Origin of the sequence: Rodentibacter caecimuris (assembly GCF_001019715.1) — a bacterium.
GTDB classification, from domain to species: Bacteria; Pseudomonadota; Gammaproteobacteria; order Enterobacterales; family Pasteurellaceae; genus Rodentibacter; species Rodentibacter caecimuris.
This window is the reverse complement of the sequence record NZ_BBXJ01000001.1, coordinates 2,228,626-2,241,535: the sequence shown is the minus strand read 5'-3', so window position 1 is coordinate 2,241,535 and position 12,910 is coordinate 2,228,626. Positions and strand designations below refer to the sequence as shown.

The 12,910-nt window shown below is 39.8% G+C and carries 14 protein-coding genes; 13 read left to right on the top strand and 1 reads right to left on the bottom strand.

The genetic code is table 11. From position 1 onward, the window contains the following. Nucleotides 1-289: 289 nt before the first annotated feature. Nucleotides 290-889: a YajG family lipoprotein gene (locus PNEUHYL_RS11080; protein WP_059368291.1), complete on the bottom strand. Its 600-nt coding sequence runs from the start codon at nucleotides 887-889 to the stop codon at nucleotides 290-292. 93 nt (nucleotides 890-982) lie between these two features. Between PNEUHYL_RS11080 and PNEUHYL_RS11075 the strand changes: the two genes are divergently transcribed. The 13 genes from PNEUHYL_RS11075 (at nucleotide 983) to PNEUHYL_RS13485 (ending at nucleotide 12,909) form a co-directional block, all read left to right on the top strand. Next, complete coding sequence (locus PNEUHYL_RS11075) at nucleotides 983-1,294, top strand: BolA family protein (RefSeq protein ID WP_059368286.1); 312 nt, start codon at nucleotides 983-985, stop codon at nucleotides 1,292-1,294. 325 nt (nucleotides 1,295-1,619) lie between these two features. Further along, a complete protein-coding gene (locus PNEUHYL_RS11070) occupies nucleotides 1,620-2,963 on the top strand; it encodes a Na(+)-translocating NADH-quinone reductase subunit A (RefSeq protein WP_059368284.1) in 1,344 nt (447 codons plus the stop codon). Between the two features lie 2 nt (nucleotides 2,964-2,965). Beyond that, on the top strand, nucleotides 2,966-4,201 hold the full coding sequence (locus tag PNEUHYL_RS11065; protein WP_059368281.1) for an NADH:ubiquinone reductase (Na(+)-transporting) subunit B: 1,236 nt from the start codon (nucleotides 2,966-2,968) through the stop codon (nucleotides 4,199-4,201). Continuing rightward, nucleotides 4,194-4,928, top strand: a complete 735-nt coding sequence (locus PNEUHYL_RS11060) for a Na(+)-translocating NADH-quinone reductase subunit C (protein ID WP_059368275.1) — start codon at nucleotides 4,194-4,196, stop codon at nucleotides 4,926-4,928. The genes PNEUHYL_RS11065 and PNEUHYL_RS11060 overlap by 8 nt, the downstream gene beginning before the upstream one ends. Next, nucleotides 4,928-5,554: an NADH:ubiquinone reductase (Na(+)-transporting) subunit D gene (locus PNEUHYL_RS11055; protein ID WP_059368271.1), complete on the top strand. Its 627-nt coding sequence runs from the start codon at nucleotides 4,928-4,930 to the stop codon at nucleotides 5,552-5,554. Before PNEUHYL_RS11060 ends, PNEUHYL_RS11055 begins: the two co-directional genes overlap by 1 nt. Nucleotides 5,555-5,557: 3 nt before the next feature. Continuing rightward, the gene (gene nqrE, locus PNEUHYL_RS11050; protein ID WP_018356313.1) at nucleotides 5,558-6,154 is read left to right on the top strand and encodes an NADH:ubiquinone reductase (Na(+)-transporting) subunit E; all 597 of its coding nucleotides are present in this window, start codon (nucleotides 5,558-5,560) and stop codon (nucleotides 6,152-6,154) included. A 12-nt stretch (nucleotides 6,155-6,166) separates the two neighbouring features. Next, the gene (nqrF, locus tag PNEUHYL_RS11045) at nucleotides 6,167-7,402 is read left to right on the top strand and encodes an NADH:ubiquinone reductase (Na(+)-transporting) subunit F (protein WP_059368270.1); all 1,236 of its coding nucleotides are present in this window, start codon (nucleotides 6,167-6,169) and stop codon (nucleotides 7,400-7,402) included. Between the two features lie 172 nt (nucleotides 7,403-7,574). Continuing rightward, a complete protein-coding gene (locus PNEUHYL_RS11040) occupies nucleotides 7,575-8,615 on the top strand; it encodes an FAD:protein FMN transferase (protein WP_059368266.1) in 1,041 nt (346 codons plus the stop codon). A 2-nt stretch (nucleotides 8,616-8,617) separates the two neighbouring features. Next, nucleotides 8,618-8,878 (top strand): (Na+)-NQR maturation NqrM, encoded by a 261-nt coding sequence (gene nqrM / locus PNEUHYL_RS11035; RefSeq protein ID WP_018356316.1) that lies wholly within the window; start codon nucleotides 8,618-8,620, stop codon nucleotides 8,876-8,878. Nucleotides 8,879-8,894: 16 nt separating this feature from the next. Next, complete coding sequence (locus tag PNEUHYL_RS11030) at nucleotides 8,895-9,101, top strand: tautomerase family protein (RefSeq protein ID WP_059368261.1); 207 nt, start codon at nucleotides 8,895-8,897, stop codon at nucleotides 9,099-9,101. 108 nt (nucleotides 9,102-9,209) lie between these two features. Beyond that, nucleotides 9,210-10,358, top strand: a complete 1,149-nt coding sequence (gene mnmA, locus PNEUHYL_RS11025; protein WP_059368258.1) for a tRNA 2-thiouridine(34) synthase MnmA — start codon at nucleotides 9,210-9,212, stop codon at nucleotides 10,356-10,358. A gap of 271 nt (nucleotides 10,359-10,629) precedes the next feature. After that, nucleotides 10,630-12,657, top strand: a complete 2,028-nt coding sequence (locus PNEUHYL_RS11020) for a BCCT family transporter (protein ID WP_059368253.1) — start codon at nucleotides 10,630-10,632, stop codon at nucleotides 12,655-12,657. A gap of 90 nt (nucleotides 12,658-12,747) precedes the next feature. After that, nucleotides 12,748-12,909: a hypothetical protein gene (locus tag PNEUHYL_RS13485; protein ID WP_157888078.1), complete on the top strand. Its 162-nt coding sequence runs from the start codon at nucleotides 12,748-12,750 to the stop codon at nucleotides 12,907-12,909. The last annotated feature ends 1 nt before the right edge of the window (nucleotide 12,910 follow it).

The window sequence follows — 12,910 nt, the reverse complement described above, 5'->3', positions numbered from 1 at the left end:
TTATGAACAGTTAACCGTGAACAAAAGAATGTCAAACGAATAAAAGTGCGGTTAAAAATTGCGGTATTTTCGTTTGCTGTTAAGGATGCCGAAATCGGTAAATCTACCGACGAACTCTCGCCGATAGCCGTTTGGCATTGGGCGGGAGTCTAAAGCGATATTCGGTATCGACTATGACTGTCCAAAGTGTGTGTCCTTCTCATTAAAAAATCGGGCGAATGTTACGCTTGAAAGGGGAATTCGTCAAGTTTTTGTGGAAAATAAATGGGGCAAAATGCCCCAAACAGGATTAGCGGGTATATTGATTGATTGCTGTCGCGACTTCTTGATCTTGGTAGATATTATTAACAATGTCTTTGAAGGTCTCGCCAAGCACTTTTTGAATTTCGTCATTGTCGGCATTAAATGCGCCGGATTGTGAGCGGCTCACATTAAAGTCTTTGTTATATTTTCCGCCGGTTCCCTGCACATGTACGGTCACTCGAATTTTACTGTTGAGATTGTAACGTAAATTGCCTTGATCCACTTGAGTGAAAAAATCTTTTATTTCAACGGTTACACCTGCATTTGAATTGTTTACCTGTCCGATGCGGAATCCCTTGCTTACCAAATTTTGTTGCATCACTTGTTGGAATAATTGCGTTACATTCGGAGAAGCATTGAGTTTCACTAATTCCCCGTTTTTTACGTAACTGGCGACATCTTGTTTTGAGCGGGAATCGCTGGTAGTGACATAAACAACGGCAGATTGATTAACATTCATGGAAGCACTTGGCGCAGGCGGTGTGAATGTTAATGTATTGGATTGAGTTTGGCAGCCGGCAAGAAACATTGTCGCAACAGTGAGACCGGTAAAAGATAATGTTTTGATTTTATTCGAGAGTTTCATAATTTCCTCAATTAAGCGGGTTGATTTGTGTTATTCTTGCAGACTTAATGGCGGATGTATAGCCTTCCAACAAAATTTTATTGGAGATTAATGATGTCAAAGCAACAAGAATTATTGGATAAAATAAGCGCTGAATTTCAACCGCACTTTGCAACGGTAGAAAATGAAAGTCACATGCATAGTTCCGGTCGTGGTGCAAATTCTCACTTTAAATTAGTTATTGTGAGTGATGTTTTTGATGGGATGAGTAAGGTTAAACGCCATCAAAAATTGTATCAATTATTTGCCGATGATTTAAAAAGCGGCATTCATGCCTTAGCGCTATATCTTTATACAAGAAAAGAATGGGAAGAGCGTGGTGAGGTATTTCCAAATTCACCAAACTGTGTCGGAGTTGGATTATAATTTGATTGTTTTCTGCTCATAACTCTTTGTGTGTATCTTTCAAAAAGTTCACAATTTTTTCACAAAAAGTGTGGGTTAAAGTGGAATGAAGCGCAGATTTTAGCTAGAATAAGTCGTTTTAATTTTTATATTTTCAATTTTTTGATGTTGTAAAAGCTCAATTACTTTGTCAAAAAATTAAACCGATTTGAGTTTTTTATTTATGTGTCAGTAGTTAATACTTTAACGGTTTAACGTATTCTCTGTCACGCTCAAACACGAGATTGCATTTAACCTTGTTTATTTGCAGTCGTATTTTTTAACCTTGAAAAGTAGTGCAAACAGTATGATTACAATTAAGAAAGGCTTGGATCTTCCTATCGCAGGAAAACCGGCACAAGTAATCCACAGCGGTAACGTTGTGAATCAAGTTGCGATTCTTGGTGAGGAGTATGTGGGGATGCGTCCTTCTATGAAGGTACGTGAAGGTGATGTTGTTAAGAAAGGACAAGTGCTTTTTGAAGACAAGAAAAATCCCGGTGTGGTTTTCACAGCCCCTGCAAGTGGTACTATCACAGCAATAAATCGTGGCGAAAAACGTGTATTACAATCTGTGGTCATTAATGTGGAAGGCGATGAACAAATCACTTTCGCAAAATACAATGCAGATGAACTCAATACGCTTTCTTCCGAACAAGTAAAACAAAATCTTGTGGAGTCAGGCTTATGGACGGCATTACGTACGCGTCCTTTTAGCAAAGTTCCTACACTTGAAAGCGAACCTTCTTCTATCTTTGTGAATGCGATGGATACTAATCCTCTCGCGGCTGATCCTGAAGTCGTGTTAAAAGAGCACTGGCAAGATTTCATCAACGGTTTAACCGTGTTAAGTCGTTTATTCCCTAGCAAGCCGTTACATCTGTGTAAAACAGGCAATATGAATATTCCGGCTGTGGATTTATCAAATCTTCAAATCCATGACTTTGGTGGAGTACATCCGGCAGGTCTGGTGGGAACCCATATTCACTTTATTGATCCGGTAGGCGGACATAAAACCGTATGGCATATTAATTATCAAGATGTTATTGCTATCGGTAAATTATTCACAACCGGTGAACTTTGTGTTGAGAGAGTGATTTCTCTTGCCGGTCCTCAAGTGAAAAATCCACGTCTGATCCGTACCGTGATTGGCGTAAATCTTTCACAATTAGTGCAAGACGAGCTAAGTGCGGGCGAAAATCGTGTGATTTCCGGTTCTGTGCTATGCGGTAATACCGCGAAAGGCGCACATGACTATTTGGGTCGTTACGCGTTACAGGTTTCGGTTATTATAGAAGGCAATGAAAAAGAGTTCTTTGGTTGGATTACACCGCAACCTAATAAATATTCCATTACCCGTACCGTATTAGGACATTTTGGTAAAAAATTATTTAATTTTACCACTGCGGAAAATGGTGGTGAGCGTGCAATGGTACCAATCGGTAACTATGAGCGTGTTATGCCGTTGGATATTTTACCAACATTATTGCTCCGTGATTTAATCGCAGGTGATACTGATGGTGCTCAAGCATTAGGTTGTTTAGAGTTGGATGAAGAAGATTTGGCACTTTGTTCCTTTGTTTGCCCGGGCAAATATGAATATGGTTCCATCTTACGTCAAGCTTTAGAAAAGATTGAGAAGGAAGGTTAGAAATGGGTCTAAAAAATCTTTTAGAAAAAATGGAACCCGCGTTTTTACCGGGAGGTAAATACAGCAAGCTTTACCCGATCTTTGAATCGATTTATACCTTGCTTTATACACCGGGTACGGTAACGCACAAAAACACACACGTGCGTGATGCATTAGATTCAAAACGTATGATGATCACCGTGTTCCTCGCATTATTTCCAGCGATTTTCTATGGTATATACAATGTGGGTAATCAAGCGATCCCTGCATTGAATCAATTAGGCAATTTAGAGCAATTAATTGCAAATGATTGGCACTATGCACTGGCTAACGGTTTAGGGTTGGATTTAACCTTAAACGCAGGTTGGGGCAGTAAAATGGCCTTAGGTGCAATTTTCTTCCTACCGATTTACTTGGTGGTATTTACCGTTTGTACGATGTGGGAATTATTATTCTCTGTGGTACGTGGTCACGAAGTTAATGAAGGGATGTTTGTTTCTACGATTCTTTTCGCCTTAATTGTTCCGCCAACTTTACCATTATGGCAAGCCGCACTTGGTATCAGTTTTGGTATCGTGGTGGCAAAAGAAATCTTCGGTGGTGTAGGTCGTAACTTTATGAACCCTGCGCTTGCCGGTCGTGCTTTCCTATTTTTTGCTTATCCAGCACAAATTTCCGGTGATACTGTATGGACTGCTGCGGATGGTTTCTCTGGAGCAACCGCACTTTCACAGTGGTCACAAGCGGGTCAAGGTGCGTTGCAACACATCGTAACCGGACAACCAATCTCTTGGATGGATGCGTTTATTGGTAATATCCCGGGCTCAATGGGCGAAGTTTCAACCTTAGCGATCTTAGTTGGCGGCGCAATCATTGTTTTCACCCGAATTGCCTCGTGGCGTATTATCGCAGGGGTGATGATTGGTATGATTGCAACCTCAACATTGTTTAACTTAATTGGTTCTGAAACGAATCAGATGTTCTCAATGCCTTGGCACTGGCATCTTGTTTTAGGTGGCTTTGCACTAGGTATGGTGTTTATGGCAACGGATCCGGTTTCAGCATCGTTCACCAATACAGGTAAATGGTGGTATGGTGCGTTGATAGGTGTAATGGCGGTATTAATTCGTACTGTGAATCCGGCTTATCCGGAAGGAATGATGTTAGCGATTCTGTTTGCAAACTTATTTGCACCAATTTTTGACTACATCGTTGTTCAAGCAAATATCAAACGTCGGAGAGCAAGAACAAATGGCTAAGTTTAATAAAGACAGTGTAGGCGGCACAATTCTTGTGGTGTTGCTCCTGAGTTTAGTTTGTTCCATTATTGTTGCTGGTTCCGCAGTGATGTTAAAACCTGCACAAGAAGAGCAAAAATTACTCGACAAACAAAAAAATATCCTAAACGTTGCAGGACTTTTACAGGAAAAAACAAATGTAAAAGAAACCTATGCAAAATTTATTGAACCACGTTTTGTTGATTTGGCAACAGGTGATTATGTTCAACAGCCTGATGATTATCAAGAGGCGATTCCTGCCGAACAAGATAAGGCGAGAATCCGTACTCGTGGAAAAACAGCTGAAATTTATCTTGTGAAAGATGAACAAGGTCAAACTCAGCAGGTGATCTTGCCAATTTACGGTACAGGTTTATGGTCTGTTATGTATGGTTTAGTTTCTGTTCAACCGGACGGCAATACGATTAACGGTATCACTTATTATCAACATGGTGAAACTCCAGGATTAGGTGGTGAGATTGAAAACCCAAATTGGGCAGGTTTATTTAAAGGTAAAAAACTTTTCAATGAACAATATCAACCGGCTATCCATATTGTGAAAGGTCAAGCACCAAAAGATGATCATAGTATTGATGGTTTATCTGGGGCAACACTAACCGGTAATGGTGTTCAAGGTACTTTTGATTATTGGTTCAGTGAAAATGGCTTTAGTAAATATCTTGAAAAATTTCAAGCAGGAGCGAACTAATGTCTGGAAAAACAAATTTAAAAGATCTGTTATTAGCTCCTATTGCTAAAAACAATCCAATTGCGTTGCAAATCCTTGGGATTTGTTCTGCATTAGCGGTAACAACGAAATTAGAAACTGCATTTGTTATGGCTATTGCGGTAACTTTAGTAACGGGGTTATCAAACTTCTTTGTTTCCTTAATCCGTCACTATATTCCTAACAGTATTCGTATTATCGTACAACTTGCGATTATTGCTTCATTGGTAATTGTCGTTGACCAAATATTAAAAGCTTACGCCTATGGTTTGTCTAAACAGCTTTCAGTATTCGTTGGCTTGATTATTACAAACTGTATCGTGATGGGTCGTGCAGAGGCTTTTGCAATGAAATCACCTCCGCTTGAAAGTTTCGTAGACGGTATTGGTAACGGTTTAGGGTATGGCGCAATGTTAATTATTGTTGCTTTCTTCCGTGAACTTATCGGTTCAGGTAAATTATTCGGTATAACTATTTTTGAAACTATTCAAAATGGTGGTTGGTACCAAGCAAACGGTTTATTCCTACTTGCACCAAGTGCATTCTTTATCATCGGATTTGTCATCTGGGGATTAAGAACTTGGAAACCGGAGCAACAGGAGAAATAATCAATGGAACATTATATTAGCCTATTTGTGAAGGCCGTCTTCATTGAAAATATGGCACTGTCCTTTTTCTTGGGGATGTGTACATTCTTGGCGGTATCAAAAAAGGTTTCTACGGCTTTTGGTTTAGGGATTGCAGTAACCTTCGTATTAGGCGTTGCGGTACCTGTTAACCAGTTAATTTACGCTAACATACTAAAAGAAAATGCGTTAATTGAAGGTGTGGATTTGTCATTCTTAAACTTCATCACTTTTATCGGTGTGATTGCAGGTTTAGTACAAATCCTTGAGATGGTATTAGACAAATTTATGCCGTCTCTTTATAACGCATTAGGGATCTTCTTGCCGCTTATCGCAGTAAACTGTGCGATTTTCGGGGGCGTATCCTTTATGGTTCAACGCGATTACAATTTCCCTGAATCTATCGTATATGGTTTCGGTTCCGGTTTGGGTTGGATGCTAGCCATCGTTGCTCTTGCCGGTTTAACGGAAAAAATGAAATATGCGGATATTCCGGGTGGTTTGAAAGGCTTAGGCATTACTTTCATCACCGTTGGTTTGATGGCGTTGGGCTTTATGTCCTTCTCCGGTATTCAATTATAAGGAGTGTAATCAATGAGTGATTCAGTAATTCTTGCACTCGGTATTGCTGCATTTACGGTTATCGTATTGGTGTTAGTAGCAATCATCTTATTTGCGAAATCAAAACTCGTAGATTCCGGGGATATTACAATCGGTATTAATGATGATTCCGAAAAGGCAATCACATTACCTGCCGGTGGCAAATTATTAGGCGCATTGGCAAGTAAAGGTATCTTCGTTTCCTCTGCTTGTGGTGGCGGTGGCTCTTGTGGTCAGTGTATTGTGAAAGTGAAAAGCGGTGGTGGCGAAATTCTCCCAACCGAACTTTCTCACATCAATAAGCGTGAAGCAAAAGAAGGTTATCGTCTGGCTTGTCAAGTGAATGTGAAAGGCAATATGGAAGTTGAACTTCCGGAAGAAATCTTCGGCGTGAAAAAATGGGAATGTACCGTTATTTCTAACGACAACAAAGCGACATTCATCAAAGAGCTTAAATTAGCGATTCCTGAAGGTGAAGAAGTCCCGTTCCGTGCCGGTGGTTATATCCAAATCGAAGCGGAGCCTCACACGGTTTACTATAAAGACTTCGATATTCCTGAAGAATATCACGAAGACTGGGATAAATACGATCTATGGCGTTATGTGTCTAAAGTGGATGAGCATATCATTCGTGCGTACTCAATGGCTTCCTATCCGGAAGAGAAAGGCATTATTATGCTTAACGTGCGTATTGCAACGCCTCCACCACGTCAACCTGATGCACCTCCGGGTCAAATGTCCTCTTACATTTGGTCATTAAAAGAGGGTGATAAAGTGACAATTTCCGGACCATTTGGTGAATTCTTTGCAAAAGATACCGATGCGGAAATGGTCTTCATCGGTGGTGGTGCAGGTATGGCGCCAATGCGTTCACATATTTTCGATCAGTTAAAACGTTTACATTCCAAACGTAAAATTTCATTCTGGTATGGTGCACGTTCTAAACGTGAAATGTTCTATGTGGAAGATTTTGATTCCCTTCAAGCGGAAAATCCAAACTTCAAATGGCATGTAGCACTTTCTGATCCGTTACCGGAAGATAATTGGGACGGCTATATCGGTTTTATTCACAACGTACTTTATGAGAACTACTTGAAAAATCATGAAGCTCCGGAAGATTGTGAATACTATATGTGTGGACCTCCTGTAATGAACGCTGCGGTTATCAAAATGTTGAAAGATCTCGGCGTTGAAGACGAAAATATCTTATTAGATGACTTCGGTGGCTGATTTTAATTAGTTAAAACACCATGAAAATTGACCGCACTTTATGGTGAAGTGCGGTCAAAATTTAAGGCGTTTTCTATGGGCGTATTCAGTACGCCCTTATTGTTATTCAGATTACAGGCAAGCTGATTGAAAAGTCAGTTTGCCTATAATTCATCTCATTAGGAAAAAATAAATGAAGAAAATATTGAGCGGACTACTTGTTGTTGCTTTTGCTTGCTCATTGGCAGCTTGTAAGAAAGATCCTGAGGTGATCTCGCTAAGTGGTAAAACCATGGGCACAACCTATCATGTTAAATATATTGATGATGGTTCTGTGAGTGAAAATTTACAAAATACCCACGAACAGATTGAATACATTCTAAAAGATGTCAATGCAAAAATGTCCACCTATATCAAGGATTCGGAATTGAGCCGTTTTAACCAAAATACGCAGGTAAACACACCTATCGAAATTTCGGCGGATTTTGCGAAAGTGTTGGCAGAAGCAATTCAATTACATCAAGTCACGGAGGGGGCACTTGATGTTACCGTTGGGCCGGTCGTGAATTTATGGGGATTTGGTCCGGAAAAACGCCCTGAGCGTCAACCGACTGCGGAACAACTCGCCGAGCGTCAAGCTTGGGTCGGACTTGATAGAATCACACTTGATATGAGTGGTAATATCCCAACATTAAGTAAATCAGTTCCGCAAGTCTATATTGACCTTTCTTCCATTGCGAAAGGCTTTGGCGTGGATCAAGTTGCAGAGAAGTTAGAACAGCTTAATGCACAAAACTATATGGTAGAAATTGGTGGTGAAATTCGAGCTAAAGGAAAGAACGCAGAAGGGAAACCTTGGCAAATTGCCATTGAAAAGCCTAATATGACGGGAGAAAGAGCGGTCGAAAATGTGATTGGTTTAAATAATATGGCAATGGCAACGTCCGGCGATTATCGTATTTATTTTGAAGAAAACGGTAAACGTTTTGCCCATGAAATTGATCCGAAAACCGGTTACCCGATTCAACATCATCTTGCCTCTATCACGGTGTTTTCTCCAACAACTATGACGGCAGACGGTTTATCAACGGGATTATTTGTACTCGGGGAAGAAAAAGCCCTTGAAGTGGCAGAGAAAAATGATCTCGCAATATATTTAATTATCAAAACCGCAAATGGCTTTGAAACGAAAATATCATCTGCATTTAAAAAACTAATGGAAACAAAGGACTAATCATGCAAACTTTATTTTTTACCCTCATCGTATTTGTTGCGATTATTTTATTGATGTCTATTGGTTTTATCATCAAAAAACAGAGCTTAAAAGGTAGCTGTGGCGGTTTATCCACGTTAGGCATCGCTAAAGCCTGTGATTGTGATAAGCCTTGTGATACGCTTCAATCAAAACTTGATTCGGGTGATGAAAAAGCGAAAGCGGAGTATGAACAAAAATTCGCAAAGAAAAATGATGATTCGTCATTTTATGAAGTGAAATAATTTTGGAGAAATTAATGTGCCTTATGTCAATATTAAAGTAACCGGAGGGAAGGAAGCGCCGACGGCACAGCAAAAGGCGGAAATAATCGAAGGGGTAACACTGTTATTACAAAAAGTGTTGAATAAAAACCCTGAAACAACGGTCGTGATTATTGATGAAGTTGATATGGATAATTGGGGAATCGGTGGAAAAACGGTCACTGCCAGACGGACAATGAAATGATCATGAATATAACCATAAATGCCCGAAATTCTTGGGCATTTTTACTCTTAATTGATTTGCGGTAGAATGCCCGAATACTTAATTTAGCGAAATTTTTACTATCACATTATGAAATCACAAACTTACGAAAATCATTTCCTGCAACTTACGGCGGAGCAATTAACTGAGAACGCCGCTAAAAAAGTCATTGTCGGTATGTCCGGTGGAGTAGATTCATCCGTATCTGCTTTTATCCTTCAGCAGCAAGGTTATCAAGTAGAAGGCCTGTTTATGAAAAATTGGGAAGAGGATGATGATACGGATTATTGTACCGCAGCAGCAGATTTAGCAGATGCGCAGGCGGTGTGCGATAAGCTCGGAATTAAACTGCATAAAATCAATTTTGCCGCAGAATACTGGGATAACGTATTTGAGCATTTTTTAACGGAATACAAAGCCGGTCGAACACCGAATCCTGATATTTTATGTAATAAAGAAATTAAATTTAAAGCATTTTTAGAATATGCGGCAGAAGATCTCGGCGCAAACTATATCGCCACGGGGCATTATGTTCGTCGCTCTGGTGATGACAATCAAGCCAAATTATTACGTGGTTTGGATGCCAATAAAGATCAAAGCTATTTTTTATATACCCTAAGCCATCAACAAGTGGGGCAAAGTCTTTTTCCTGTGGGGGAAATTGAAAAACCGATTGTGCGTGCGATTGCCGAAGAGCTAGGTTTGATTACGGCAAAAAAGAAAGATTCAACGGGAATTTGTTTTATAGGTGAGCGTAAATTCAAGGATTTTTTAGCACGTTATTTACCGGCACAACCCGGGGATATTCGCACAGTGGACGGCGAGGTGATTGGTCGTCATGAGGGGTTAATGTACCATACCTTAGGGCAGCGTAAAGGCTTGGGTATTGGTGGATTGAAAAATGCCGGTGACGAAGCTTGGTATGTGGTGGATAAAGATGTGGAAAATAACGAACTCATTGTGGCTCAAGGTCATGATCATCCACGTTTATTTTCCAAAGGGTTAATTGCCAAACAGCTCCATTGGGTGGATCGTCAAGCGATTCGAACTCCCTTACGTTGCACAGTGAAAACCCGCTATCGTCAAACGGATATTCCTTGCGTGATAGAACCTATTAATGATGAAACCATCCGTGTTGTTTTTGATGAATCTCAAGCTGCCGTAACGCCCGGACAATCCGCAGTATTTTATCTGGATGAGGTATGCTTAGGTGGGGGAATTATTGAAGAACGGATATAGGTTTTCTTTCAAGTGCGGTGGAAAATGTCAGTGTTTTTTCACCGCACTTTTAATTGTCAATATCCACTAATTTGAAATAATCATCATTTTTTGATAGACTTCACCCCGTTTTTAGAAACAATCTCTCAATGCCTACTGAGTGTTTCTACCAAAATCGCACTTCTATGTGCTGTCCATTGTAGTGATTCCACTACACACTTTTTTTGCTTAACGGCAATGTTTTGAATAAATCGAATTTTTAATTTATAGACTTTATTTTAAGGGGAAAGGTTTGTCTTTATCTCAATTTATGGAAAAGCGAACGTCATTTAATCCTTTTGTAATCGGATTAACGTTATTTTTTGTTTTATTACTGGTGGCGATGATTTTAATTGCACCGGATCACACTCAAGCATTATTAAACCAAGCGAAAGCAGGCATTTTTGCAAATTTTAGCTGGTTTTATGTGTTGGTATTCTCAGTTTTTTTAGGATTTTTGCTCATTTTGTCCGTAAGTAGTTTGGGGAATATTAAACTTGGTAGTGATGAGGAAGAACCTGAATTTAGTTTCCTCTCTTGGCTTGCTATGTTATTTGCTGCCGGTATGGGAGTGGGCTTAATGTTCTTTGGTGTCGCTGAGCCATTAGCCCATTATCTTTCGGAAATTACTAGCGGACCGGCAGAGCATCGACAACAAGAGGCGTTATTACATACTTTATTCCATTGGGGCATTCATGCCTGGGCGGTATATGGCACAATTGCATTAGCCTTGGCTTATTTCGGTTTCCGTTATAAATTGCCGTTAGCGTTACGCTCTTGTTTTTACCCGTTGTTGAAAGATCGCATCAATGGAAAAGTAGGCGATCTCATTGATATTATGGCATTGCTTGCTACCTTATTCGGTATTATTACTACTTTAGGTTTCGGGGCATCCCAGCTAGGTGCCGGATTACACCAAATGGGATGGGTGAGTGAAAATACGTTTACGTTACAAATTATTGTGATTGCAGTGGTAATGAGCCTAGCGGTTTTTTCTGCTATCTCAGGTGTAGGAAAAGGAGTGAAAATGCTCAGTGAATTGAATTTAACATTGGCATTTTTATTACTCATTTTTGTACTGGTTACCGGACCAACACTTTATTTACTCTCGGCATTTAGCGACAACATTGGCACTTATTTCAGTAATTTAGTACAACTTAGTTTTAAAACCTATGCGTATGAGCAAGAACATACAGCTTGGTTTAGTGGGTGGACGGTACTTTATTGGGCGTGGTGGTGTTCATGGGCGCCATTTGTCGGGTTATTTATCGCCCGTATTTCCAGAGGTCGTACTATCCGTGAATTTATTTTTGGGGTATTAGTCATTCCAAGTGTATTCGGTATCCTTTGGTTTACAGTATTTGGTAACACGGCTATTTGGTTAAATGATGGTGAGGCAGCCGGCGCGCTGGGAAAAATGATTTCATCACCGGAAACGCTACTATTTAAGTTTCTTGATTATTTACCATTGCCTGCTGTTAGTAGTTTGGTGAGTTTGATCGTTATTTCGCTATTTTTTATCACTTCGGCGGATTCGGGGATTTATGTTTTAAACAATATTGCTTCTCGTGATAAAAGTCTTATTTCACCGAACTGGCAGACAGTAATGTGGGGTGTCCTAATGTCTGTTGTGGCGATTGTATTAATGAAATCAGGTGGTTTAGCAAACTTGCAGACCATGACATTAATGGTGGCATTACCTTTTGCTGTATTGATGTTAGTGATGTGTTTTAGTCTGTGGAAAGGGTTAAATGCAGATAAAAAATACTTTACGACTAAAGTTAATCCAACCAGTATTTTCTGGACGGGGGAAAAATGGAAAGACCGTTTGGAACAAATGATGAGCCAAACACAGGAAAAAGATATTTTGCGTTTCTTAAAATACACGGCGTTGCCGGCTATGCGTGAATTACGCCAAGAACTTATCGGCAAATATAATTTAAACGTACAAATCAATACCTTATTTGATCAGGAAGAACCCGCCGTAGAATTAGTCATTCAAAAAGAATTGATGCGTGATTTTATGTATGGAATTAAATCCGTTGGGCATGAGGTTTCCGAACAGCTCATTAACGATGAAAGTCTTCCGCATATTCAACATGAAACAAGTTATCAGCCCTATACGTATTTTTTTGATGGGCGTGTCGGTTACGATGTGCAATATATGGATCAAGATGAATTGATTGCCGATATATTGAGACAATACGAGCGCTATTTAACTTTACTTGATGATGTCGGTCAGGAATTAATGGCTCATGAGCAAGTAGAGCTGGCAGAGTAGTGTGAGAATTATGTAGCAAACGCATAAAATAAAAAATTGATACCAAATATAGGGGCGTACTTGTGTACGCCCTATTTAAAAGCGATTGAGATGATTACTATCGGAGACACTGCGGCATATTGCAAGGGAATCAAAGTGCGGTTGTTTTTCAGCCCGTTTTTGTTGTCGGATAATCGAAGAAAGATTAGAATGATTAAAAATATTTGGAAAAATAACCGCACTTTTGGTCTATTACAGGGCGATAGGAGATAAC

Excerpts from the sequence above, each read along its gene's own strand:
- PNEUHYL_RS11080 (WP_059368291.1), bottom strand. The coding sequence starts at position 889 with ATGAAACTCTCGAATAAAATCAAAACATTATCTTTTACCGGTCTCACT.
- PNEUHYL_RS11075 (WP_059368286.1), top strand. The coding sequence starts at position 983 with ATGTCAAAGCAACAAGAATTATTGGATAAAATAAGCGCTGAATTTCAA.
- PNEUHYL_RS11070 (WP_059368284.1), top strand. The coding sequence starts at position 1,620 with ATGATTACAATTAAGAAAGGCTTGGATCTTCCTATCGCAGGAAAACCG.
- PNEUHYL_RS11065 (WP_059368281.1), top strand. The coding sequence starts at position 2,966 with ATGGGTCTAAAAAATCTTTTAGAAAAAATGGAACCCGCGTTTTTACCG.
- PNEUHYL_RS11060 (WP_059368275.1), top strand. The coding sequence starts at position 4,194 with ATGGCTAAGTTTAATAAAGACAGTGTAGGCGGCACAATTCTTGTGGTG.
- PNEUHYL_RS11055 (WP_059368271.1), top strand. The coding sequence starts at position 4,928 with ATGTCTGGAAAAACAAATTTAAAAGATCTGTTATTAGCTCCTATTGCT.
- nqrE (WP_018356313.1), top strand. The coding sequence starts at position 5,558 with ATGGAACATTATATTAGCCTATTTGTGAAGGCCGTCTTCATTGAAAAT.
- nqrF (WP_059368270.1), top strand. The coding sequence starts at position 6,167 with ATGAGTGATTCAGTAATTCTTGCACTCGGTATTGCTGCATTTACGGTT.
- PNEUHYL_RS11040 (WP_059368266.1), top strand. The coding sequence starts at position 7,575 with ATGAAGAAAATATTGAGCGGACTACTTGTTGTTGCTTTTGCTTGCTCA.
- nqrM (WP_018356316.1), top strand. The coding sequence starts at position 8,618 with ATGCAAACTTTATTTTTTACCCTCATCGTATTTGTTGCGATTATTTTA.
- mnmA (WP_059368258.1), top strand. The coding sequence starts at position 9,210 with ATGAAATCACAAACTTACGAAAATCATTTCCTGCAACTTACGGCGGAG.
- PNEUHYL_RS13485 (WP_157888078.1), top strand. The coding sequence starts at position 12,748 with ATGATTACTATCGGAGACACTGCGGCATATTGCAAGGGAATCAAAGTG.